The organism is Thiomicrorhabdus sp. Milos-T2, assembly GCF_000702325.1.
Classification (GTDB): domain Bacteria; phylum Pseudomonadota; class Gammaproteobacteria; order Thiomicrospirales; family Thiomicrospiraceae; genus Thiomicrorhabdus.
Map to the genome: position 1 here is coordinate 724,365 of NZ_KL370891.1, position 25,677 is coordinate 750,041.

The 25,677-nt window shown below is 37.9% G+C and carries 21 protein-coding genes and 2 tRNA genes; 16 read left to right on the top strand and 7 right to left on the bottom strand.

The genetic code is table 11. The features are described from left to right. Positions 1-140 precede the first annotated feature (140 nt). From BS34_RS0103200 to BS34_RS0103240, 9 genes are all read left to right on the top strand, one after another. Positions 141-623, top strand: a complete 483-nt coding sequence (locus BS34_RS0103200; protein ID WP_029407109.1) for a CinA family protein — start codon at positions 141-143, stop codon at positions 621-623. A gap of 651 nt (positions 624-1,274) precedes the next feature. After that, entirely contained in the window at positions 1,275-2,303 is a 1,029-nt protein-coding gene (gene recA / locus BS34_RS0103205) for a recombinase RecA (RefSeq protein WP_029407110.1), read from the top strand. 47 nt (positions 2,304-2,350) lie between these two features. Further along, on the top strand, positions 2,351-2,962 hold the full coding sequence (locus BS34_RS0103210) for a regulatory protein RecX (protein ID WP_029407111.1): 612 nt from the start codon (positions 2,351-2,353) through the stop codon (positions 2,960-2,962). A 202-nt stretch (positions 2,963-3,164) separates the two neighbouring features. After that, positions 3,165-5,756, top strand: coding sequence for an alanine--tRNA ligase (gene alaS, locus BS34_RS0103215; RefSeq protein WP_029407112.1), 2,592 nt, complete (start codon positions 3,165-3,167; stop codon positions 5,754-5,756). Positions 5,757-5,854: 98 nt separating this feature from the next. After that, positions 5,855-7,081: an aspartate kinase gene (locus BS34_RS0103220; RefSeq protein ID WP_029407113.1), complete on the top strand. Its 1,227-nt coding sequence runs from the start codon at positions 5,855-5,857 to the stop codon at positions 7,079-7,081. A gap of 216 nt (positions 7,082-7,297) precedes the next feature. Next, a complete protein-coding gene (gene csrA, locus BS34_RS0103225) occupies positions 7,298-7,504 on the top strand; it encodes a carbon storage regulator CsrA (RefSeq protein ID WP_029407114.1) in 207 nt (68 codons plus the stop codon). Positions 7,505-7,767: 263 nt separating this feature from the next. Beyond that, on the top strand, positions 7,768-8,562 hold the full coding sequence (locus BS34_RS0103230) for a M90 family metallopeptidase (RefSeq protein WP_051640655.1): 795 nt from the start codon (positions 7,768-7,770) through the stop codon (positions 8,560-8,562). A gap of 117 nt (positions 8,563-8,679) precedes the next feature. Further along, positions 8,680-8,772, top strand: a tRNA-Ser gene (locus tag BS34_RS0103235). A gap of 80 nt (positions 8,773-8,852) precedes the next feature. Then, positions 8,853-8,929 (top strand) — tRNA-Arg (locus BS34_RS0103240). Positions 8,930-9,367: 438 nt separating this feature from the next. On the opposite strand, the gene trpS is transcribed toward BS34_RS0103240, so the two are convergent. After that, positions 9,368-10,378 (bottom strand): tryptophan--tRNA ligase, encoded by a 1,011-nt coding sequence (trpS, locus tag BS34_RS0103245; protein WP_029407116.1) that lies wholly within the window; start codon positions 10,376-10,378, stop codon positions 9,368-9,370. Positions 10,379-10,513: 135 nt separating this feature from the next. After that, entirely contained in the window at positions 10,514-10,960 is a 447-nt protein-coding gene (locus BS34_RS12495; protein ID WP_051640656.1) for a methyltransferase family protein, read from the bottom strand. 210 nt (positions 10,961-11,170) lie between these two features. On the opposite strand from BS34_RS12495, the gene pcnB reads away from it, so the two are divergent. The 6 genes from pcnB (at position 11,171) to BS34_RS0103280 (ending at position 16,919) form a co-directional block, all read left to right on the top strand. Further along, positions 11,171-12,604, top strand: a complete 1,434-nt coding sequence (gene pcnB, locus BS34_RS0103255; RefSeq protein WP_029407118.1) for a polynucleotide adenylyltransferase PcnB — start codon at positions 11,171-11,173, stop codon at positions 12,602-12,604. 52 nt (positions 12,605-12,656) lie between these two features. Continuing rightward, the gene (gene folK / locus BS34_RS0103260) at positions 12,657-13,142 is read left to right on the top strand and encodes a 2-amino-4-hydroxy-6-hydroxymethyldihydropteridine diphosphokinase (RefSeq protein WP_038126256.1); all 486 of its coding nucleotides are present in this window, start codon (positions 12,657-12,659) and stop codon (positions 13,140-13,142) included. A 77-nt stretch (positions 13,143-13,219) separates the two neighbouring features. Further along, positions 13,220-14,011 (top strand): 3-methyl-2-oxobutanoate hydroxymethyltransferase, encoded by a 792-nt coding sequence (panB, locus tag BS34_RS0103265; RefSeq protein WP_029407120.1) that lies wholly within the window; start codon positions 13,220-13,222, stop codon positions 14,009-14,011. A 423-nt stretch (positions 14,012-14,434) separates the two neighbouring features. Continuing rightward, the gene (gene panC / locus BS34_RS0103270) at positions 14,435-15,286 is read left to right on the top strand and encodes a pantoate--beta-alanine ligase (protein ID WP_029407121.1); all 852 of its coding nucleotides are present in this window, start codon (positions 14,435-14,437) and stop codon (positions 15,284-15,286) included. A gap of 135 nt (positions 15,287-15,421) precedes the next feature. Then, complete coding sequence (locus BS34_RS0103275; protein WP_029407122.1) at positions 15,422-16,195, top strand: motility protein A; 774 nt, start codon at positions 15,422-15,424, stop codon at positions 16,193-16,195. Beyond that, entirely contained in the window at positions 16,179-16,919 is a 741-nt protein-coding gene (locus BS34_RS0103280) for an OmpA/MotB family protein (protein ID WP_029407123.1), read from the top strand. Before BS34_RS0103275 ends, BS34_RS0103280 begins: the two co-directional genes overlap by 17 nt. Before the next feature lie 127 nt (positions 16,920-17,046). Here the strand turns inward: BS34_RS0103280 and panD are convergent, their stop codons facing one another. From panD to BS34_RS0103300, 4 genes are all read right to left on the bottom strand, one after another. Next, positions 17,047-17,445, bottom strand: coding sequence for an aspartate 1-decarboxylase (gene panD, locus BS34_RS0103285; RefSeq protein WP_029407124.1), 399 nt, complete (start codon positions 17,443-17,445; stop codon positions 17,047-17,049). Between the two features lie 226 nt (positions 17,446-17,671). After that, positions 17,672-20,461, bottom strand: coding sequence for a phosphoenolpyruvate carboxylase (gene ppc / locus BS34_RS0103290; protein WP_029407125.1), 2,790 nt, complete (start codon positions 20,459-20,461; stop codon positions 17,672-17,674). Positions 20,462-20,663: 202 nt separating this feature from the next. Next, positions 20,664-21,191 (bottom strand): inorganic diphosphatase, encoded by a 528-nt coding sequence (gene ppa / locus BS34_RS0103295; RefSeq protein WP_029407126.1) that lies wholly within the window; start codon positions 21,189-21,191, stop codon positions 20,664-20,666. A gap of 207 nt (positions 21,192-21,398) precedes the next feature. After that, the gene (locus BS34_RS0103300; protein WP_029407127.1) at positions 21,399-22,367 is read right to left on the bottom strand and encodes a class 1 fructose-bisphosphatase; all 969 of its coding nucleotides are present in this window, start codon (positions 22,365-22,367) and stop codon (positions 21,399-21,401) included. A gap of 209 nt (positions 22,368-22,576) precedes the next feature. Here BS34_RS0103300 and thiI point away from each other — a divergent pair, with 209 nt between their 5' ends. Then, entirely contained in the window at positions 22,577-24,028 is a 1,452-nt protein-coding gene (gene thiI / locus BS34_RS0103305; protein ID WP_029407128.1) for a tRNA uracil 4-sulfurtransferase ThiI, read from the top strand. A gap of 3 nt (positions 24,029-24,031) precedes the next feature. On the opposite strand, the gene BS34_RS0103310 is transcribed toward thiI, so the two are convergent. Next, entirely contained in the window at positions 24,032-25,555 is a 1,524-nt protein-coding gene (locus BS34_RS0103310) for an MltF family protein (protein WP_051640657.1), read from the bottom strand. Between the last annotated feature and the right edge of the window lie 122 nt (positions 25,556-25,677).

Sequence of the window (25,677 nt, forward strand, 5' to 3'; positions counted from 1 at the left end):
AAAACTTGCAAATAGCAAGTATTGCTAGCGATTGGCTGCATTTTCAGATAAGTCAGATCGATAGGTTTTTCCACATTATTCTCATGAGCCCCTCTTGAACAAACCTCCCGTAAAGCTAAAGAAATATATGGATATTAAATATGAAATTTGAAAATTTGGTAACCCAAGTGGGTAAGGCTTTAGTGGATTATGACTCTATGGTGGTTACGGCTGAATCCTGTACGGGTGGAATGATTGCTGAAGCATTAACTTCTGTTGCCGGAAGTACGGCTTGGTTTGACCGTGCTTACATTACTTACAGTTATGAGTCTAAACGCGAAATGCTCGGTATAAAAGAGCTAACCATTCAGAAAAAAGGTGCGGTTAGCCAGGAGTGTGTGGAAGAGATGGCATTAAGTGCTTTGCAGCAATCGCACGCAAAAGTGAGTGTCGCTTGTAGCGGAATTGCAGGACCAGGGGGCGGAGCACCTGGCAAACCCGTTGGCACAGTTTGGCTTGCTTGGGCTGTACAAGGGCAAGAAGAGGTTATTTCTCAACAGTTTTTGTTTGACGGTGATAGACAAGCGGTAAGAGAAAAAACAACTGAAGCGGCGTTAATGGGCATAATGAAATTGATTGCTTGATTGGTAATTACGGTCTCTACTAGGATTTAAATTTATTTTATGGGATAATTCGCGTTTAAAATTTTGCTAGGGCGAAGATTAAATAAATCCTGTGAAATTTATACTGTTCTAAAGCGCTTAGAAAAAGAATAAGATATTTGTTTTTAAAAGGGTTTTAGATTAAAAATAGAATTTGCTAAGCCTTTGTTTTAGCCATGTGTTTTGCCTTTAATATCTATCTTTAAAAGATTGTTGAAGGCAGGTTGGCAAACAAGGGTTTTTTATTGGAAATAATAAGAGACCTTTGCACGAGAGTATGCACGAGTAAAAATGGTTCTAGGTGCCCCTTGAGGGTAAAAATTCACCTGATTTTTGTTGTACCCCAAGGGTACTTCCGTTGGGCGACAACTTGCGAATAGCTAGCTATTCCCTGCGTTTTCCGCCTCAATCAGGCAAATTTTTTACCCTCAAGGGGTACTCACGCCTATTTTTTTCGTACCTATCTCGTGCAAAGGTCTCATAAGACTAATTTTTGATAAATCAAAATAAAGAATTTTCAAAAGCTTGAATAAAATAGTTAAGAAATGCATTAAAAGTGCATAGCTAAATTTTTATCGCCTAAGACTTATAAAGACTTATAGTCTAAGCCGAAAACCAAAAGGATCGCACTAGATGGATGATAATAAGAAAAAAGCATTAGATGCCGCTTTAGGCCAAATTGAGAAACAGTTTGGTAAAGGTTCAATTATGCGTATGGGCGACAGTACGGTGCCTCGTGATATCGAAGCGGTTTCTACTGGTTCTTTAGGTTTGGATATGGCATTGGGCATAGGCGGTTTGCCAAAAGGACGTGTTGTTGAAATTTATGGTCCAGAATCATCAGGTAAAACCACTTTAACGTTACATGCGATTGCTGAAATGCAAAAAGCAGGCGGTACAGCAGCATTTATTGATGCAGAACACGCTTTAGATCCTCTTTACGCAGAAAAACTCGGTGTGGATGTTGATAACTTATTAGTTTCTCAGCCAGATACCGGTGAACAAGCTCTAGAAATTACTGATTCATTGGTTCGTTCTGGTGCGGTAGATGTTGTGGTAGTTGACTCGGTTGCTGCTTTAACACCTAAGACAGAAATTGAAGGTGATATGGGGGATTCTCATATGGGTCTTCAAGCACGTTTAATGTCGCAAGCGTTACGAAAGTTAACCGCCAATATTAAGCGTACAAATACTTTAGTTATTTTCATTAACCAGATTCGTATGAAAATTGGTGTAATGTTTGGTAACCCTGAAACCACAACGGGCGGTAATGCACTGAAATTCTATGCGTCAGTTCGTTTAGATATTCGTCGTATTGGTGCGATCAAAAAAGGCGATGAAATCTTAGGTAACGAAACGCGCGTTAAAGTGGTTAAAAATAAGGTTTCTCCACCTTTTAAACAAGTACAGTTTGATATTCTTTATGGCCAAGGTATCTCTCGTGAAGGTGAAATTATTGATCTTGGTGTTAAAGAAAAGTTGATTGATAAATCGGGTTCTTGGTACGCGTATAACGGTGCAAAAATTGGTCAGGGTAAAGATAATGTACGTCAGTATTTAATTGATAACCCTGAAATTGCCGCAGAATTGATGGATAAAATTAAGACAGCGATAATGCCACAGCCTAAAGCCATTGACGAATCTGAAGAAGTTGCTGAGTAAGTTGCTGAGTAAATTAATCAGTTGCTTAGTTGAGGTATAAAGCCACCTTGAAAAATGCAGAAGAGTTTTTAGCTGAGTTAGCAATGAAATCAGGAGCGGATTTAGGTATTGAACCTAATCCGCATTCTGCTTTTGGAGAGAGTGATTCTTTATCTTCAGAAGTAAAAAATACCGCTGAACTCGCAAAAAAAATTGAAGCCAAAGCGGTTGCCTTATTGGCTATGCGTGAACATGGTGCTAAAGAGTTAAAACAGAAGTTATTAACTAAGTTTCCAGAAACCTCAGAGTTATTGGCAGAGTATGCAGAACAACCAGGCCTGGTTAAATTATTAGTGACTGATGTATTGACGCTTTGCCAAGAAAACAATTGGCAAAGCGATGAGCGTTATATTGAACAAGCGGTTCGTAATTATGTTGATAAAGGCCATGGCCCGCAAAAAATTCGGCAGAAGTTACAGCAGAATTGTCATGATTCAGGTCAGATTTCAGCCGCATTAGATTGGGATGAATCGGATTGGGTTGAACTTGCTCAAGACGCTTTATACAAAAAGTATGGTAGCTGTAAAAAGCCAGCTGAACAAAAAGAACAAGCAAGGTGTATGCGTTTTTTGCAGAGCCGTGGCTTTTCTCAGAGTACGATTTGGAAATCGTTTCGTTAAACTAAGATTCGTTAAATAAAAGCTTCGTTAAATAAAAAGCAGATAGAACGATTTTCCTAAGACGATTTTCTTAAGCTGGTTTTGAGTTTAGAGAAACTAAAGAGACTTTTACAAGAGTCTCTAAAATCAACTGATACTGAATTACTAGTACAGAATTACAAACAGAATTACAAAATTTATAAACTTTAAGGTTATTTTCATTATGACGAGTGCCGAACTCAGAAAAGCTTTTCTAGATTATTTCGTTAAGCAAAACCACACAGCCGTTCATTCTAGTCCGGTTGTACCAGGTAATGATCCAACATTGTTATTTACCAATGCTGGAATGGTTCAGTTTAAAGAGACGTTTTTAGGTCAAGAGCAGCGTGACTATACTCGTGCAACTAGTGTGCAACGTTGTATTCGTGCGGGTGGTAAACACAATGACTTAGAAAATGTAGGCTATACCGCCCGTCACCATACGTTTTTTGAAATGTTGGGTAACTTCAGTTTTGGCGATTACTTTAAGCAAGAAGCGATTAAATTCGCTTGGAACTTTTTGACCAAAGAGCTAAACCTTCCAGAAGAAAAACTTTGGGTAACCGTATTTGAAGAAGATGACGAAACGGCAAATATCTGGTTAAAAGATATGGGGATAAGCTCTGAGCGTTTCTCACGTTGTGGTGCTAAAGATAACTTTTGGCAAATGGGTGACACTGGACCTTGTGGGCCTTGTACCGAAATCTTTTATGATCACGGCGCAGATGTAGCGGGTGGACCTCCAGGTTCGCCTGATGAAGATGGTGACCGCTATATTGAAATCTGGAACTTGGTGTTCATGCAATTTGAACGTGCAGCAGACGGCACTTTAACGCCTTTACCAAAACCATCGGTAGATACGGGTATGGGGTTGGAGCGTTTAGCAGCGGTTATGCAGAACGTGCATAATAACTACGATATTGATTTGTTCCAAGCGATTGTAAAACAAGCCGCTAAATTAACCAATCAAACCGATTTAAGCAATAGCTCTTTACGAGTGATTGCTGACCATATTCGTTCTTGTGCGTTTACGATTGTAGATGGTGTTTTACCTTCTAACGAAGGGCGAGGTTATGTATTACGTCGTATTATTCGTCGCGCAATTCGTCATGGTTATAAGTTGGGTATGAATGATGTGTTCTTCTATAAACTTGTTCCCGTTTTAGTTGAACAAATGGGTGAAGCTTATCCTGAGTTGGTTAAAGAACAGGCTAATGTAGAACGCGCTTTAAAGTTAGAAGAAGAGCGTTTTGCAGAAACTCTTGAAAATGGTATGAAGCTGTTAGAAGAGTATATCGCAGGTATGAAAGATTCGGTTATTGCGGGTGAAATTGCTTTTAAACTTTACGATACTTACGGCTTCCCGTTAGATCTTACTGCTGATGTTGCACGAGAAAAGAACTTAACCGTTGATGAAGCTGGATTTGAAAAATCGATGGAAGCACAGCGTGAGCGTGCTCGTTCGGCAAGTAATTTTGCGGCACAAACCGCTGGTAAAATTGATTATACCGGCGAAACTCAGTTTGTGGGTTATGACCGCGATGAAGCTGAAGCTAAGGTAATGGCAATTTTTGTTGATGGTACTTCGGTTGATTCAATTGTAGAAGGCACTGATGCTGTTATTGTTTTAGGTAGAACACCTTTTTATGCTGAATCGGGTGGTCAAGTTGGCGATACGGGAAGTTTAACTGAAGGCATGAATAGTTTTCATGTGAATAACTGCCAAAAACAAGGAAAAACCTTCTTACATATGGGCACGGCAACAGCCGGTTCTGTTTCTGTTGGTCAAGTTTTAACAGCACGTATTGATGCTAATGGCCGCCGCTCTTCTGAACGTAATCACTCAGCTACGCATTTATTGCATGCAGCATTAAGAACCGTGTTGGGTACGCATGTACAGCAAAAAGGCTCTTTAGTGACTCCAGAACGTTTACGTTTTGACTTCTCACACTTTGAGCCAATTAAAGCCGAGCAATTGCTGGAAGTTGAGAAGTTGGTTAACCAAAACATTATGCTAAACAATCCTGTTGGCACCAATGAAATGGATATTGATTCGGCCAAAGAAAAAGGTGCAATGGCACTGTTTGGCGAAAAATACGGAGATGTTGTTCGCGTAGTTGATATGGGGGATTTCTCCGTTGAACTATGTGGTGGAACTCATGTTTGTTCTACAGGGCAAATAGGGCCATTTAGATTGCTATCAGAAACCGGTATTGCTTCAGGTGTTCGCCGTATTGAAGCGGTGACAGGTGAAGGTGCTTGGGCGGCGATTTATGAAGATGACAAAACATTGTTGAATGTTGCTAATACGGTTAAATCTGATAAGCATCAGGTTGAAACTAAAGTTGCTCAACTGGTTTCTGAACATAAAGAGCTTGAAAAGCAATTTAAGCAACTTCAATCTAAAATGGCCGCTTCACAAGGTGATGATCTAGCGAATCAAGCCATTAAAGTCGGTGATGTGAGTGTACTTGCTGCTAAGCTTGAAGGTGCTGATGTTAACACTCTACGCGAAACCTTAGATAAATTAAAAGACAAGCTGGCGCCTGCGGCTATTGTCTTAGCGGCAGTCGATGGTGAAAAAGTCACCTTAGTTGCAGGTGTTTCTAAAGAAGTCACTGCAACCTTTAAGGCGGGTGAGCTAGTAAATCATGTTGCTCAGCAAGTCGGTGGTAAAGGTGGTGGGCGTCCAGATATGGCTCAAGCGGGTGGTAAAGATCCAAGTAAATTGGCTGAAGCCTTGGCTTCTGTTAAAGCTTGGGCAGAATCAAAATAAGAGATTGTTTGCGATAATAATCGCAAACAAAAAAATAATATGAGAGCTTTTCACGAGAAGGATTCGTGAAAAGTTTTCAACATAAAGATATACAGAAAATGGCATTAATTGTTCAAAAGTTTGGTGGCACCTCGGTAGGAAATGTTGAGCGTATTCAAAATGTAGCAAATCAAATCGCTAAAAGTGTTCGTGAAGGTAATCAGATTGTGGTTGCTGTATCGGCAATGAGTGGTGAAACAAATCGTTTAACTGCTTTAGCAAAAGAGATGCAATCTCGCCCATCTAAAAGAGAGATGGATGTTTTACTAACGACCGGTGAGCAAGTTACGATTGCATTATTAAGTATGGCGTTGCAAGAAAGAGATTGCCCTGCGGTCTCCTATACGGGTTGGCAAGTACCGATTACCACGAATAATGTTCACTCCAAAGCACGTATTGAGAAAATTGACGGTGAAAAGATTTTAAATCAAATCTCTTTAGGTAATGTTGTTGTGGTTGCTGGTTTTCAGGGAATGACAATTGATGGTGATATTACTACCTTGGGAAGAGGTGGTTCAGATACTACCGCAGTAGCTTTAGCGGCGGCATTAAATGCTGATGAATGTCAGATTTATACCGATGTAGATGGCGTTTACACCACCGATCCTCGGGTTGTTCCTGAAGCTAAGCGATTAGATAAAGTTACCTATGACGAAATGCTTGAATTAGCAAGTTTAGGGGCTAAAGTTTTACAAATACGTTCAGTAGAATTTGCAAGCAAATACAAAGTACCTTTAAGAGTTCTGTCTTCCATGAAAGAAGGTGGCGGGACTTTAATAACGACAGAAGATAATATTAAGGATAGTAATATGGAAAAGCCTCTCATTTCAGGGATTGCGTTTAGTCGAGATGAAGCTAAGTTAATGATTTTAGGTGTTCCAGACAAGCCAGGAGTGGCTTATCAGATTCTTGGGCCTATTTCAGATGCCAATATTGAAATTGATATGATTATCCAAAACCAAGGGGTTGATGGTAATACAGACTTTACCTTTACGGTAAGTCGTAATGATAGAGAAACTGCGTTTGAAATTTTAGAAAGTATTGCTGCTAAACTGGGCGCGCGTGAAGTCTTATCTGATGACTCTATTGTTAAAATTTCTATGGTGGGTGTGGGTATGAAATCACATTCGGGCATTGCAAGTACTATGTTTAAGACGTTAGCAGATAAAGATATTAATATTCAAATGATTGGTACAACCGAAATAAAAATTTCTGTTGTGATTGATGAACCTTGTTTAGAGTTGGCGGTACAGTCATTGCATGAAGCTTTTGAATTAGATAAATAATCAGAGACCAATGCAATAGTCGATAAATAGATAAAGTTATACCCTTTCTAGAAACCTGCTTCAGCAGGTTTTTTTATACAAAAATATCTTATACTTTTAGCTAAGTATTAGAATTTTCTTATTTTACGCATAAATACGATTAATTATGTAAGTCTTAGTAAAAGTAATATACTGGATTAGCTTCATAAATTTAACTCATATATACAGGGATGCATAATGTTAGTTTTAACGCGTAGAGAAAATGAGTCATTTGTCATTGGTGATAATATCAGACTGACTATTTTAGCGGTAAAGGGGGGGCAAGTTAGGGTTGGAATTGATGCTCCCAAAGACGTTATGATTCATCGCGAAGAATTGTTATTAGAGGGTAAAATCCAAGATAATAATTATTATAAAAGCGATGAAGAGGTTGTACCAGCTTAATAATTTAAAGAGATCTTTGCACGAGAGTATGTACGAGTAAAAATGGTTAAAATTCACCCGATTTTTGTTGAAAAACTTGCGAATAGCTAGCTATTCCCTAAGTTTTCCGCCGCAATCAGGCAAATTTTCTCTCATTTTTCTTTCGCACCTATCTCGTGCAAAGGTCTCTTAAGTTATTAACTCTTTTAGGGTTGCTTTGGATGTTATCGTTGCGCTAATTGGTCTGCTTAAATATGCTAATATATTAGCTTTTTGGACTAATCATGCGTCTCATTCAACAACTTCAACATCAAGTTTTAGCCCTTCACCTAAAACGCAATAAAATCCCTCTCAAACTATGGCATCAAGCCATTCGTAAAATGCCTATTATGCAGCGATATCATTCTTCGCAACGCATGCAGATAAGACTATTAGCAAGTGAAATTCTTAGAACTAAGCATCTTATAGCCATTAAAGGAATGGTCTTTACAGATGAAATTAAGGTCATCATTGCCACTCAAGCCGCAATTATGGTTTATGGCTTTGAACTCGCTAAAGAGGGTTCTGCAATGAGTTGGTTGCGTAATTGGAGCCAAATCATTGTTTACCCAATGCCATTTTTAAATGGTAGAGAAAATATTGTTAGTCCAAATGGTGTATTGGTTAGTCAGTCAGGTTTGGAATCGGGAGAAACGCAATACCAAGGCGGAATTGTCATTGATTGGAATGATGATAAGCCTCATCGCTTAAGAGCACATGCAAATCAAGTCTTAATGCATGAAATGGCACATAAGTTAGATATGTTGGATGGTGATACAAATGGGCATCCGCCATTGCATGCAGATATGAATGAAAGAGAGTGGTTTATGGCTTTTGAAGAGGCGTTTGAATCACTTTGTCAACAATTGATAAAAGGTCGAAAGCCAGCAATTAATCCCTATGCCGCAACTAATCCCGCTGAATTTTTTGCAGTGTCTACAGAATATTTTTTTGAAGCGCCTGCCGTTTTAAAAAGAGTATTTCCAGCGGTATATCATCAATTAACACTCTTTTATAAACAAAGCCCTCAACTTGATTAACGCTCTATCAATGTTGCTTTTTGAGCATTCCAAACCATTGGCTATAAATAAAGTTAAAAAAGACTAAAACATCGTTTACAAGCGGAGCTTAACCTTGTATTATACGCACCAGAAATTGGAGACGTGGCCGAGAGGCTGAAGGCGCTCCCCTGCTAAGGGAGTATAGGGTTTGTAGCTCTATCGAGGGTTCGAATCCCTCCGTCTCCGCCATTTCTACCCGTTGAAATTTAGTATTAAATAAAGAGTTGACTCCTAGCAAATTCTCTCTATAATACGCCTCAACAAACAAAGCGCCCGTAGCTCAACTGGATAGAGTACTCGGCTACGAACCGAGCGGTTAGGGGTTCGACTCCCTTCGGGCGCACCATATTTTAAAGCCTCGTTAGAGAAAACTAACGGGGCTTTTTTATTGTTTAAATTTATTAGTTTATCGGCATAAACATTCCTATTCAACAACGTGTTGTGTAAGAGTTTGTTGCCTATAAATTTACGTATTAGGAATAATGAGAACCATTCAATTCTGAAAGAACGGGGTAAAAGCTACCAGGCCTGGTAGTTTTAAATTGAGTTTAAATTTAAATGAGACCTTTGCACGAGAGTATGCGCGAGTAAAAATGGTTAAAATTTCCCCGATTTTTGTTGAAAAACTTGCGAATAGCTAGCTATTCCCTGCGTTTTCCGCCGCAATCAGGCAAATTTTTCCTCATTTTTCTTTCGCACCTATCTCATGCAAAGGTCTCATAAAGACTAAAAAGCCCGATTTTTAGGGGCTTATTAGTATTTAAGTGGTGAAGATGTTTATGGGTTAAGGTAAAACAAATCCAATGGCTTCATGTACGTTTTTAAGCGTTTTCTGTGCTTGCTCACGAGCTGTTGATGCTCCTTGTTTTAGAATGTCGCGAAGATAGGTTTCATCATCACGAATCTCATAAAAACGTTTTTGCATGGGCTCTAAATAATCTACAACCAATTCACCCAATTCTACTTTTAAGTGCCCATACATTTTGCCTTTAAAATGCGCTTCTACTTCAGGTATGGATTTACCGCTAATTACAGAGTAAATGGTTAAAAGGTTAGAAACACCTGGCTTATTCTCTAGGTCATAATGAATTTCAGCACCCGAGTCTGTCGTGGCTTTTTTGAATTTTTTTATTATGGTTTTAGGGTCGTCTAACAGGCCGATAAAGTTGCCTTTGTTTTCATCTGATTTTGACATCTTAGATAAAGGATCTTGCAAACTCATAATGCGTCCACCAGAGGTTGTGGGCGGAATAAAGGGCTCTGGTATTTTAAAGATTTCTTTTTCAAAGCGGTTGTTGTAACGGGTTGCTAAGTCGCGCGTTAGTTCTAAGTGTTGTTTTTGGTCTGCACCTACGGGAACCATCTCGGTTTGATATAGAAGAATGTCAGCAGCCATTAATACTGGATAATCAAATAATCCCACATTGATATTTTGAGCGTGTTTGGCCGATTTGTCTTTAAACTGAGTCATTCGGTTAAGTTCACCCATATAGGTTGAACAGTTAAGTATCCAGGCAAGTTCAGAGTGTTCTGGTACGTGTGATTGAATGAAAACAGTGCTTTTGTTTGGGTCAATCCCCGCAGCAAGGTAGAGGGCTACAAAATCTAAACTACGTTGATGTAAGGCTTTTGGATCTTGTTCAACCGTAATAGCGTGCATATTGACTAACGAAAAAAGGCAGTTGTAATCATCCTGCATTTTTACCCAGTTTTTAATTGAGCCAATATAGTTACCAATCATTAAATCGCCAGAAGGCTGAATTCCGCTTAATAAAGTAGGTTTAGTATTTGTCATATAAATCTTTCTATTCTGTGCCTATGGCGGCTTTTTGAGTTATGTGAATGGACGGTATTTTCGCATTTTATAGTCTGAATAACTAGGGTAGGCTTGGTTTTTGTTATTTATGCATGACTATATAAGACTTTTTGATTAAAAAATAAATGGGATTAGTTTTTTAGTTTTCTTTTGATATTCAGCGTAGTCATTTAGTTTTTCAGTGAGCAGACGTTCTTCGTAGGTTAGCTTTATAAGTAGTGTTGTGCATAAAGATAAGTAGAGGGCTAAAGCAAACCAGTTAAGTTGTAAAATGACGAGAGGAAAAAAGAATAAGATTATTGAAAAGTACATAGGGTGGCGAATAAATTGATAAGGGCCATGTGTGATTAATTGGATATCTGGCATTGGATCGGGAACAATATTAAAGTGACCTAAATGCATGCTTTGTATAGCCCATAGTCCAATAAATACTGCGATACCTTGAATGATTAAAATTGTCATATTGAAGCTTAGCGGCAGTTCTAGAAGAAGTAGCGCAATTAGAAAAAATTGTAAGAAAACTAAGCCAAATGAAATAATAGGATTTTTAGTTTTGGTCATTGTTATGCTCTTTTTTAATTTATGAGATATTATTTGTAGTTATTTTAAGGGTTTTAAAATAATTTCTTATGACTAAAACATTAATTTAAAAATTTAAGTACCACGAGGTTTTGGATAATAAACCTCAAAAAGAAACCTTATTGATTGCAGTATCTTTAAAACACGCTAAAATGAAGTTCTATTCTGTGAACACTAAATCAATACTACTTTATGCAACGAATTATTCGTAAAATCAGCGCCTTTTTTTCAAGGGCAAAACATCTTCCCATACATGTTACAGCAGGGGTTAAACCTCCGGTCATTGTTAAACGTCAAAAACATGGAATTTCAAGAAAAGAAATCGATAAATCTGCTTTAGATGTTCTATACGGCCTAAAGCGTGGTGGCTATGATGCCTATTTGGTGGGCGGTTGTGTTCGAGATTTATTATTGGGGTTAGAGCCTAAAGATTTTGACGTGGTGACTGATGCAGAACCGGATCAAGTAAAAAGTGTTTTTAAACAACGCTGTCGTTTAATTGGGCGCAGATTCCGTTTAGCACATGTTCGTTTTGGCCGCATGATGATTGAAGTGGCTACTTTTCGTGGGCAAGGTGATGGTGATGGACGTAAAGATCGTTTTGGGCGTAAAGGAAAAGTTTCTGGCCCCGCTCGTCAAGTGGATGATAGTGGACGACTGCTAAGGGATAATGTTTACGGTACGATTGAAGAAGATGTTTGGCGCCGAGACTTTACTGTTAATGCTTTGTATTATGACATTAAGACTTTCTCAATTACCGATTACACAGGTGGTTTAGAGGATATTAATAAAGGCCAGTTACGTTTAATTGGTGACCCTGAAACGCGTTATCGTGAAGACCCTGTTCGTATGATCAGAGCAATACGCTTTGCTTCTAAATTAGGGTTTAACATTGAAAAGAAAACTGAAAAACCGATTGTGGGTTTGGCGCCTCTGTTACAAGATGTTTCTAATGCCCGTATGTTTGAAGAGGTCTTGAAACTTTTTCATAGTGGTGTTGCCATTGAGGTTTTTGAGAAATTACGTCATTACGGTTTGTTTGAACATCTATTCCCTTTAACAGAAGAGGCTCTTTTTGACGAAAAAGACGGCTTTCCGCGCATGATGATTATTGAAGCATTGAAAAGTACAGATGCTAGAATTCAAAGTGGTAAGTCTGTAAATCCTGCCTTTTTATTTGCAGCGATGCTTTGGGAGCCAATGTTACAGCGCAAACAAACTTTTTTAGATGAAGGTTTCGCTCACCAAGATGCCTTTCACGCAGCTTGTAATGATGTCATCGAACAACAAATTAAGCGTACGGCTATTCCTAAACGTTTTACAGCTCAAATGCGAGATATTTGGAATTTACAACATCGTTTGCCCAAACGTCATGGGGATAGAGCTCAAAAAATTATAGAACATCCGCGTTTTAGAGCGGCATATGATTTTTTAGGTGTTCGAGCTGCGGGTGGTGAAACCGAAGTTCAGTCTATATTTGATTGGTGGACGGTTTACCAAGAAAAAGATCCTGTTGCTCAGGTTGCTTTTGCCAACTCTGTTGAAAAACCTCAACGTAAAAAACGTACTCGTCGTAATCGTAACTTCTATCGTAAAAGAAGTCAGTCTGGTGAGGGTGATTCTTAACCCGGTTAATCATGGTTAATGTGATTTAAGATTGGTTTTGTGAGAGTTTTCTATGTCTACTAATACTGTTTATATAGGATTGGGGAGTAATCTATCTAATCCTGTCGAACAATTAAATACAGCAATGAAATCCATTGCATTAATGCCTTTTACTCAACTGATTAAACGCTCCTCTTTTTACAGTTCGAAGCCATTAGGACCACAAGACCAGCCCGATTTTATTAATGCGGTTTGTGAAATTGAAACCGAATTGGAAGCGGAAGATTTACTAAAAAGATTGCAAACGATTGAATTAGAACAAGGGCGAATAAAAAAACGTCATTGGGGTGAGCGCTTAATTGATTTGGATATTCTTCTTTTTGGAAACAATCTGATTAATAGCAAAGATTTAGTTGTGCCTCATTCACAAATTGCTTTGCGTGATTTTGTATTGATTCCATTGTCTGAAATTGCACCAGGCCTGGTGATTCCTAATAAAGGTAAGGTTGAAAATCTAATTTCTACTCTTACAGATTCATATTTAATGCCTTTAGGATAGCTTTGCACGAGATTCATTCGTGAAAAACTCTATTTAAATTAGAACGTCATTTATTCATTAACTATCTAGGAAAAGCTATGTCAATAACGCTTTTAAAACTAAAAAAGATGCATAACAGCAATGAAAAAATTGTGTGTTTAACAGCTTATGATGCAAGCTTTGCTTACTGGGTTGCGGAAGCTGGCGTTGAGGTGATTTTAGTTGGTGACTCTTTGGGGATGGTAGTGCAAGGTCATAAAACGACTTTACCCGTTACAATGGATGATATGGTTTATCACACTAAAATGGTTCAACAAGGTAATCACCAGGCCTGGTGTATTGCAGATTTACCTTTTATGTCAGATACCTCAATTGATATGACGCTAAGAAATGCTGCACGCTTAATGAAAGAGGGTGGGGCAAATATGGTAAAGCTAGAAGGAGGAGAGCGTGTAATCGAATCGGTTGCAGCGCTTTCTGCTTTAGGTGTTCCGGTTTGCGGGCATTTGGGTTTATTACCGCAGTCAGTTGAAAAATATGGCTATAAAGTTCAGGGTAAAGATTCTGAATCAGCACAGAAATTAATTTCAGATGCAATTGCTCTAGAAGCCGCGGGTGCAGAAATGCTTGTTTTAGAGTGCGTTCCCGCAGAACTGGCTAAAGAGGTGACTAAGCAATTAAGTATTCCTGTTATAGGGATTGGTTCGGGCAAAGATACCAGTGGTCAGGTTTTGGTTTTGCATGATATGTTAGGTATTACTGTTGGTCAGGCACCCAAGTTTGCAAAAAATTTTATGGCACAATCTAGCTCAATACAGCAAGCCTTAACCACTTATGTCTCAGAGGTTAAAACCGAATTATTTCCTAGCGAAGCTCATCTGGTTGGTTAACCTTAGAGCTTGAGTTTTGTAAGGTTTTATATTATTTGTAGCTAAGAAATATCGGGTATCCGTATTTTGTGATTGATTATCCAGTATTGTAAAAATTAACCACGAAGACACAGAGGCACGAAGGTTAAAAAAACAAATAAAAGTGATTCGAAAATCATAGCCTAACAATCTTAAGTCACGCCTATAAACTCCGTATTTGTAAAGTTTAACAGCGATTAATTTATTACGTTTAGTTTGGTTATTCGTTAAATTTAAGTTGGTATTAGATATTAGAAATCTTCGTGCTTTCGTGTCTTCGTGGTAAAAGGTTTGTTTAATCAATCATAAAATACATATACTCGAAATATCTTAGTTAATGTTTTACTCTCCCTCAATTTATCAGAGGGTTATTTAATTGATTCAGTGTTCTTAAATAAGGTCTTTATGCAAATCTTTGAAGAAGTGAGTGCGCTACGTTCGCAAGTCTCTGATTGGAAAAAATCTGGTCATAAAGTTGGGTTTGTTCCAACCATGGGAAATTTACATGATGGTCATCTCAGCCTCGTTAAAAAAGCACAACAAACTTGTGACAAAGTCGTGGTGAGTATTTTTGTTAACCCGATGCAATTCGGTCCTAATGAAGATTTTGATAGTTATCCACGTACATTTGATGAAGATCAGGCTAAATTGGCTCAACTGCAAACTGATGCGGTCTTTTACCCTAGTGTTGAAGCGGTATATCCTAATGGATTAGCTCAAACTCAAGTCAGTGTGCCAGAAGCACTTACTTCTTTGTTAGAAGGCGCAAAGCGTCCTGGGCATTTTGATGGCGTTACCACCGTTGTTGCAAAGCTATTTAATATGGTACAAGCAGATAAAGCTTTTTTTGGACAGAAAGATTTTCAGCAGTTAGCGGTCATAAAAGCAATGGTCTTTGAGTTGGCAATGCCGATTGAAATTATCTCAGTGCCAATTGCTAGAGATAAAGATGGATTGGCCTTAAGTTCTCGTAATCAATATTTAACTACCGAACAAAGAAACGTTGCTCCCAAGTTATTTACGACTATACAAAATATAAGGGTTGCTATTGATTCTGGCAATCTCAATTTTAATGCTCTATGTGAATCAGCAAAACAATCTTTATTGACGGAAGGGTTTGATCAAGTGGATTATGTTCAGGTCTGTGATGCCATAACATTATTACCTGCAGATAAGCTAACCAATAAAAAGGTGATTCTAGCCGTGGCACGTTTAGGAAAAACCCGTTTATTGGATAATATTTTGCTTAATGCTTAAATATAGAGCTTTGCTCTAGGCTTTTGTATGAATAAAAAACCGCATAAATAGGATGTTTTTTACAAGAAATATTCTCTCACCGCGTTCATGCAAATTATTTAAATATAAACTTAACGATATTAAAGAATATAACTTATGAGTTTTTCAACCTTAATAGGCCTTGTTGCCGGTATTACTATTGTTTTAATTGCAATGGCCATGGGTTCGTCTATCTCGATGTTTGTAAATCTACCAGGCCTGATGATTGTAGTGGGCGGGACTATTGCGGCAACGATGATTCGTTATTCAATGGCTGATAGTTTTAGAGCGATTGGGATGTCTTTTAGTGTGCTAAAGGTAAGCTCTGAAGTTAAAGATTTTCATGAATTAGTGGATATTACTGAAGATTTACTGAGATTAGTTCGAGGTAAAGGTGTCCTTGCGATGGAGTCATATGAACTAAATAATCAGTTTTATAGTTCTGGCGTAAAGATGTTGGTTGATGGCTATTCACTGGAGATGGTGAAACAAACATTAAAAGAAAAAAATAAATTATTAGTAGAAAAAGCGGAAACCAGTGCCGGTGTATTTCGTTCTATTGGTGACGCGGCACCCGCTTTTGGAATGATAGGAACCTTAGTGGGTTTGATTCAAATGCTTTCTAATTTAAGCGACCCAGCAGCGATTGGACCTTCGATGGCAGTTGCTATGTTAACCACTTTATATGGCGCAATGATAGCGAATCTTATGGCACTACCGATTGCCGATAAAATTGAGTCTTGGGCGCAAAATGAATCCGATCGTGAGTTGCTGATTATTGAAGCGATTGATAGTATTGGACAAGGGCATAATCCTGCCGTTATGCGTGATTTGTTAGCTCCTTATCTACAAATAAATAGCAAGGCCAAAGCTGATGGCGAAGAAAGCTAAAGGTGGTCCAGCCTGGTTAGCAACTTTTGCCGACCTAATGTCTTTATTGATGGCGATGTTTGTGCTGTTATATGCCATGTCTAGTACTGATGTGCCTAAATATAAAGCGGTTGTAGAATCTCTTAATGAAACCTTGGGAAACGGTAGTGAATTGACTCCGGAGCAGGAGCAGTTTTTTAATTCCATCTTATCAAAAGAAAAGGTTGAAGAGGTCGATAAGGTTTCTGATTCTCCTCCAGTCGAAGTTTCACAGGTGGATGACTTAAAACCTCTATACGATAGCTTAATTGAGACCTATTCTGATGCAAGTCAAAACAATGAAATCAAAATTGAGTACGATGCGGATAACAATCAAATTAAATTAGTGTTTCCAGAACAAATCGCTTTTGACCCAGGTAGGGCTGATCTAAAATTACGTTTTGAGAACTTGCTTAGAAAATTTTTTGCTTTTAGAGATGAGCCGGTCGATTTAAGAGTCATTGGACATACAGATAGTAGACCCATTTCGGGTGGTCGTTTTAGATCCAATTGGGAGCTTTCTAGTGCTAGAGCCGCAAGCGTTATTGAATATTTAGTTAGGGATGGATCTATTCGTCCAAATCAGGCAGAAGCAGTTGGCTTGGCTGATACTCAGCCTATTTCATTAGGGAAAACGGCATTAGATTATGCTAAAAACCGAAGGGTTGAAATATTAATTGCGCCGCAACACTCGCGACCTAAATAGGGTTTTAGTTAGGGTTTTAGAAATAAAAAAGCGGAGCTAAGAAATCTTTCTGAGCCCCGCTTTTAGTCATTCAAGCAATCAATAATGAAATTAACTATTAACTTATTAATGGTTAACTTATTAACGGTTAACTTGCTTTAGACATATCCACAGTTTGTGTAGGAATGGTATTGCGTGTATGCGTTATTTTGTTATCAGCATCAAAATAAACAAGTTTAGGCTTAAAGTTATCCGCTTCAGCCTCACTCATAGCAGCATAGGTTGCAATAATCAATAAATCATCCGGATTTGCTTTATGGGCAGCGGCACCGTTCACAGAAATAATTCCACTGTGATCTTCTGCACGTATCGCATACGTTGTAAAACGTTCTCCATTTGTGATGTTGTATATCTGGATTTGTTCGTATTCTCGAATCCCAGCCACCTCTAATAAGTGACCATCAATCGCACATGAGCCTTCATAGTCTAGTTCAGCATGTGTGGTAGTCACACGATGTAGTTTCGATTTTAATAGCGTTACTTGCATATAATTCTCTTTTGCTCGAAGAATGAGATCACCATCACTCAGTTTATAGTCTAGTTAAACAGTAAACTGCGAATAATTAATTTTTTAGCAAGATATTATACTGCTTTTTTTATAAATTTTTAATGATTAAGTTTGGTTTATTGAGCTATAAAATATATTACAAGAAAAATTAGACAATAAAAAACCCCGCATAAGCGAGGTTTAAAGGGTTTTGAATCTGAAAAGTTTACCCGGTATTTCGCATACCTGCCGCAATGGCATTAATACTATTGAGTAGTGGTGGTAGCCAAATATCACGTTCTTCTTCTGGCAGTTCAGTAGATTTGTAACGAGAAAGTAAGACCATTTGAATATTATTTAAAGGGACTAAATAAGGGTTACGTCTCTTCAAAGAGAGCGCAATGGTTGGTGTTTCAGCCATCAAATATTCGTTCCCTGTAATTTCTAAGATACGGTTTACAGAACGTTTATGTTCATCGGCAATCATGCTGTAAACTTGTTGAGCAATTTCTTGATCTTGTCCAAGCTTGCTGTACTCTTTACCAATAGTTAAGTCTGTTTTATAAAGAGCCATTTGAATATTGCTGATTAAGGCTTTAAAGAACGGCCACTTTTCATGCATTTCTTTAAGTTGTCCATCACCATGTTGGTTAATCCAATTATCTAAAGCGTATCCTGTTCCTTGCCAAGCGGGGAAGGTCAGTCGAGCTTGTGCCCAACCAAATATCCATGGAATGGCACGAATTGATGATTTAGATAAGTTTCCTTTCTTACGGTGAGAAGGACGAGAACCAATGTTCAATAAACCAATTTCTGTAACCGGAGTTGCTTCATAGAAAAACTCAAAGAAACCTTTAGTATTGTCAGTTAACTCGCGGAAATTATGTTCACCATCTTTAGCTAATTTAGCCATAGACTCTAAGAATTCTGGTTTGTCTTTCGTAATCGATTGTACAAGTCCGGTGCTCGCTTTCATTAGGCCTGTTACCCCTAGTGAAAGTTCATACATAGCCGTTTCAGAGTTGCTGTATTTGTATGATAAAACTTCACCTTGCTCTGTAAATTTGATTGAGCCACGCACAGTTCCGGTTGGTTGAGACAATATCGCAAAGTGAGTAGGACCTCCACCACGACCAACTGTTCCACCACGACCATGGAATAAGCGACAATCCACTTCATACGCATCGGCAAGTTTCATGATTTGTTGTTGGGCTTGATATAGGCTCCAAGCAGAAGAAAGGTTACCACCATCTTTAGCAGAATCCGAATAACCAAGCATAATTTCTTGTTGATTACCTGAAGCCTTTAGAAGCGCTTTGTAAGTGCTGTTTTCAAATAACGCTTGAGTGACAGGAACAATATGCTCTAAATCTTCAATGGTTTCAAATAGTGGAGCAATTTGAATGTCACAATAAGGTTCACCTGCATTGTAGCCTGCCAGGCCTGCTTGATGTGCTAAGAATAGTACTTCCATTACATGGCTAGCTTCGTGCGTCATTGATATAACATAGTTGTTAAACGCTTTTGGACTAATCTCTTTACGCATTTCACGGACAACATTAAAGACTTCTAAGACTTCTTTTGTCATCTTATTTAAAGCAAGGTGTTGGGTATCAATAATGGTGGCTGAAGAAACATGCTTTGCTAAAACTTCCAGTCTTTCTTGCTCACTTAAGCTAAAGTAATCAATATTAAGATGAGATAGTAAGTCAGCGACCGCATCACTGTGTACATTAGATTCTTGGCGAATATCTAAACGCATTAAGTAGAAACCAAATGTTTTGACTAAGCGAATTAAATCTTGAAGTTCTTCATTAGCGACATTTTCATCACCATGATTGCATAAAGAGTCATAAATGAGCTCTAAATCTTCAAGGAGCTCGTCTTCTGATTGATACGCAAAAGAGCCTTTATCAATAGGTGAATCATCTAACCAAGCTTCAATATAGTTAATATTTTGCTTCAAGCGGCCTTCCATGATGTAAAGAAAACGACGGTAAGGTTCATCTTTAAAACGTTCTGAGCGCTTTTGAAAAACCTTTTTAATTAAGTCGGCATCTACAATCATTGAACGGTTGATGATTTCTTGAGAGATATTACAAAGATGACGTGAGTGAGTAAGTTTTGAGCTCAGTTCAAAAATACGTTTTCTGTATTCGTAAATGGCCGCGCGACTTTGAAGTAGTAACGCTTTTACCGTTGTGTCATGGGTTACAAATGGGTTTCCGTCACGGTCGCCACCTATCCAAGAGCCAAAAGTAAGGAAGTTTGGTGTTTCAATTTTATCATTAGGGTAGTGTTTAGCTAATGCTCTTTCCATATAGTTGTAAACAACAGGAACCGCTTCAAACAGAGATTTTCGGAAGTAATAGATACCATTGCGTATTTCATCTTCAACGGTTGGTTTTTGACGACGAACTTCATCGGTTTGCCAAAGCACTTGAATTTGGGATTCTAGTTGCTGATATAAAGATTCTTTTAGGTATTCATTGTTGTAAGTATCTGCTTCATTTAATGTGCCAATATCTAAGAAGATTCTTCTTAGGTTATCCATGACTGAACGGCGTTTAGATTCTGTTGGATGGGCCGTAAATACCGGAATGTAGTGCAGTTTATTAAGTAGTTCTTGAACCTGGGAGGCATCTAAGCCTTGTTCTTTAAACTCTCCAACAGTGTTAAGCACTGAACCGGTCCATAGAGGACCATCGGATTTAAGTTGGCTTTGTCTTTCGTGATATTGGTGCTCTTCTTCCGCTAAGTTTACTAGGCTAAAGTATAAGTTGAATGCACGAATAATGAGGTTTAGTTCATCTGGATTACGAGATTCTATAAACGTCTTAAGTTCTTGACGAAGTTCTGGGTTATCTTCTTTTTGGAGAGAAATATAGCCTTTTCGAAGCTTTTCAATTGCATTATAAGTTTCAACACCTACTTGTGAAGTGATGACTTTTCCTAGAATATTACCTAGAAGTTTGACTCGCGCTCTTAACTGCTTATCACGATTTTCAGCTGCCATTTTTACTCTCAGTTATCTAAACAAAATTAGTTAAGGATTATAGCAGAAATTTGTATGAATTAAGCAGGCTAGGGCTAATAAAATTTTATTGATGGTCTGTTTTTGGATGATTTTTAGGGTAGGATTTTTAGCATTAAATAAAAAAGCCCTCAATAAGAGGGCATTTCATTAATGACAATTTACCAAAAGGTATGGTCTTTAATTATTTTGCTTGATAGCTTTTAACGCCATTTAGAATTTCTTGACGAGCATCATCAACATCTCCCCAGCCATCAACTTTTACCCATTTACCCGGTTCAAGATCTTTGTAGTGGCTAAAAAAGTGTTCTACCTGTTCTTTTAGAAGAGGAATATCTTCTACTTTCTCTATTTTAGAATAGATTGGTGATAATTTATCGACGGGAACAGCGATAACTTTGGCATCTTCACCTCCATCATCTGTCATTTTAAAAATTCCGATTGGACGACAACGAATTACTGAACCGACCATTAGAGGGTGTGGTGTTACCACTAATACATCAACGGGGTCGCCGTCATCGGATAGCGTGTCGTTAATGTAACCATAGTTTGCTGGGTAAGACATTGTTGCACCTTGAAGGCGGTCAACCCAAACTAAATCAGTGTCTTTATCTACTTCGTATTTGATTGGTGCGGCGAATGCAGAAATTTCAATGATAACGTTTATATCATTAGGAAGGTCTTTACCTGCTGGAACTGCTGAATATCCCATGTTTTATTTCCTTTGTATTTACTACTAAGAAACGATGACACCAAGAAAATATAGGTGTGATTCGTTCAGTAGTCATCTATTTAGAGTGAATTTATCGTATTGATAACGTAAAACACCCGCATAAATTCTCCGTTTAGACAGCAAAAATGGCGTCTTCGTGGTTAACTTTTAGCGGGTGTTTTCGGCTTAATAAATTAAATTAACTTATTATTTGTGGTATGCCACAACTTTAGCTACTTCGTTTTTAGAACCAAGGACAACCGGTACGCGGTCATGGATACCGTCAGGCTGAACGTCCATGATGTCCATGCGACCAGTTGAAGATGCTCCACCAGCTTGTTCAACAATCATAGACATTGGGTTACCTTCGTACATTAAACGAAGTTTCCCTGCTTTTGATGGATCACGGCTATCATATGGGTACATGAAAATACCACCACGGATAAGAATACGGTGAACTTCTGCAACCATTGAAGCAACCCAACGCATGTTGTAACGCTTACCTAATGGACCTTCTTCACCTTGTAAACAGTCGTCAATGTACTGCTTCATTTCTGGTTCCCAGAAACGCTGGTTAGACATGTTGATAGCAAACTCAGCAGTATCTTCAGGAATCTGAAGTCCTTCTTTAGTTAGAACGAATTCACCAACATTGGTATCTAAAGTGAATAAGTTAACCCCTTTACCTGTTGTCATGACTAATAAGGTAGAAGGTCCGTAAAGAACATAACCCGCAGCTACTTGCTTACGACCATTTTGTAGAAATACCTCTTGGTTATCACCAGGCGTAGCATCTTGCGCTTCTAAAATTGAGAAAATTGTACCAACAGAAAGGTTAACGTCGATGTTTGAAGAACCATCTAATGGATCAAAAGTAACAAGGTACTTACCATCAGCATGACCTGCAATAGTGTAATCTTCTTCTTCTGAACCAACACCACGAACATATGGGTTAGCAACTAAAATGTCTTTAAGAAGATCGTTAGAGATTACATCTAACATCTTTTGTGTTTCACCTTGAACGTTTTCGTCTTCTGTTGCACCTAAGATACCAGCCAATTCACCTTGACCTAATTTATATGCGATGTCTTTGCATGCAACCATTACGTCTTTGATAACAAGCTCTAATTCAGAATTTACACCATCCGCAGCTAGTACTTTTATTAATCTTTTCATCGAGGGTCTCTCTGTTTTAAATTGAAAATTGTAAACCTTTAAATTCTAACATGGTGATGGTTGATTTATCAATTCAATATCGTTACGGAGTTTTTTCTAAATTCATAGACCCGTTGCAACAGTCTCCTAAAAAGCGAGTAAAAATCATCGCTATGAGTAATGTACAATAGGCATTCTATAGAAGATGTAATGATTAAAAAGAGTCAAAGATGAAATTTATTGTTAAGTTGTTTCCTGAAATAATGATTAAGGGTGGTCCCCTAAAAAAACGCATGATTAATATGCTTTATGAAAACCTACGTACACTGCTTTTTAGAATTGATGACTCTATTTTAATTAAACGCTTTTGGGACAAAATTGAAGTTCAGGTTGATAAAAAAAATATAGATGCTGTTCGTAAAGTATTGCAGCAAACTCCCGGTATTGAAAAGTATTTAGAAGTTGTCCAATATGAGTTAGGTGAAGATTTACAAGCCATTGCAGAAAAGGTTGCTGAGCATAAACTTGATCAAATTGAAGGAAAAACGTTTGTCGTTAGAGCAAAAAGAACTGGAGAACATTCGGTTACCTCTATTGAAATTGAGCGTTTTGTTGGGGGGTATTTATATGAGCATGGAAATCCAGCGGGGATTGATTTACATAATCCAGAAGTGAAAGTAGAGTTTGAATTAATTCAACAAATATTAAATGTCATCACTTTAAGACAACCAGGCCTGGGTGGATTCCCTATGGGTATTCAGGGAGATGTGCTTTCTCTTATGTCCGGTGGTTTTGATTCAACTGTAGCAAGTTACCTGACAATGAAACGTGGAATTAAAACCCATTTTATCTTTTTTAACCTTGGCGGAGCCGCGCATGAAGTAGGTGTGAAGCAAGTCGCGCTTTATTTATGGGGGCAATTTGGTGCTTCCCATAGAGTTCAATTTGTTTCAGTGCCTTTTGAAGAGGTGGTGGAAGAAATATTTAAATCTACCCATGAAAGTTATATGGGTGTGACGTTAAAACGTCTTATGATTATGGCGAGTGAAAAAGTGGCTGATGCCATGGGGATTGATGCCTTGGTAACTGGAGAGAGCGTGGCACAAGTAAGCAGTCAGACTTTGCGTAATCTGGCTGTTATTGACGAGGTTTCTGAAAAACTTATTTTACGACCTCTAGCAACGATGAATAAACCTGAAATAATTAAAATAGCCGATGATATTGGTACTAGAGAGTTTGCTGAAAATATGCCTGAGTATTGTGGTGTGATTTCTAAAAATCCGGTCACAAATGCCTCTTTTTCTAGAATGAAAAGGGAAGCTAAACGTTTTAATTATGATATTTTAAATAAAGCTGTTGAACAGGCCTTGACTATTCCGGTCGATAAAATTATTGAAGATGTCAACAATACGGCACCTGTGGATGTGGTTAATGAACCTGGTGATGCTCTAGTGATTGACATTAGAAGAGAGTCAGAAGTTTCGTGTGCGCCATTAGATATTGAAAATATCAATATTCCTTTTACAGGATTAAATAGGGCTTATAAAAAATTGGACCAATCAAAACAGTATGTTCTGTTTTGTGAAAAAGGTGTAATGAGTCAGTTGCATGCTCAGTATTTGAGAGATGCAGGTTATGGAAATGTTAGAGTGTATCGTCCTGTTTCGGGGCCCACCCATTAAGTTTTAATTGGTTGGCTTACTCTGTGTTTTAGTGGACTGGTCTTTTTCTTTGAAAGCCTCTAATTTTTGTTGTTTTAATTGATGTTTCTTTTCAGCAAGTTCTTTAGAGAGTTTTAGCGCGATTTTGGTTTTTTGAATTTTTGTTACATAGTTTACTGTTTCCTGGCCAATTTCTTGTCTAGCCATTATTTCTACATTGTAATTCCATTTGTTAGGGTTTAAGCCTCTGGCTTCCGCCATGCGCTGTAATTTTCTGATTCTTCCTGGACCAGCGTTATATGCAGCTAATGTAAAGTTGATTTTGTCTTCTTCAGAATATTCAGGTTTGTCGAAGTAAAAGTCTCTAATAAAGGCTAAGTATTTTATTCCTGCAAGAATATTGGTTTCTAAATCTTGAATATTGGGGATATTTACGATTTTCGACTTAGCCGTTGAGGGCTTAATTTGCATGATGCCAACGGCATTTGCACGGCTTACTAAGTTTTGTTTAAAACCAGATTCTTGGTAAGCTTGCGATGCAATTAAATACCAGTCGAAATCAAAAAACTCAGCGTATTTTTCAAAATAGTACTGTAAACAAGGTGTTTCACTTAAGGCACTTAAAGATAATGGTTGTTTTATCCAATAAGGGTTTTTAAAGTATTTTTTATATAGGCTGTTACCCAAGAATTTTCCAGGTCGAGCGTATCTTTTTATAAATTGATTTAAGGTGTTTTTAAGTTTGGGTAAATCTTTGTTTATCGCCCATCCAATATGCCCCCCATGGTGAAATATAAAGTTTTTATGAATTTGTAGATTTTTATATATGTTTGCATAAATTTCCGCAATATGGCTATCTACAACGGTATAGTCAAATAATCCTGCATTCACCATTTCAAGTATGTCCTCAGCCTCTAGCAAAGGGTTAGCTTTAATAATTTCAATTGCGGGTAGGCCTAATCTCCCTAGGGCTTGATTAGCACGCTCTAAATTTACAATGTAGCTACTGTTTGAGACAACAATGACTTGCTTGCCAGATAGCTCTTCTAAAGAAGCTGGTTGCGGGATGTTTTTATTGGAAACAAGAATTTCTTGAACGTTTTTTATGTAAGGTTCGGTAAAATCAATGTAATTTTTTCGCTCTGGAGTGATTGTTAATCCTGCGGCGACAATGTCACCATAACCTTTTTGTAAATCGGTAATGAGTTCGTCAAAAGGATGAGCTAAGAAGACAATATGAGTTTTATACCGTTCTTTTCTTGGGCCACGGTTAAGGTATTTTTCAAACTCTTTCATTAAGTCATGTTCAATTCCTCTGTCACCACGTTTAGTGTGAAAAAAGTTTGTTCTGTTATAACTGACTAATACACGAAGAATTCGGCGCTCTTTAATCTCTTTAAGGTCGCCAATAAAAGATTGGTTTATTCTTTCTCCTATCGTTTTGCTTTTTTCAACGGCATAAGCAGACTGGCTTAGTAAGCCTAGAATCGCTAAGCCAACGCCTATTTTAAATAGCAGCAAAAAAGAGAAAAAGTGAGTCCGTTTCAAAGGCCAATCCTGTAACGATAAAGTAGATATCCATTTTAGAGGAGTTGCTAGGTTAATAAAACTTTAATTTTAACTCTTTATTATAGAAACCTTTGCACGAGAGTATGTATGAGTAAAAAATG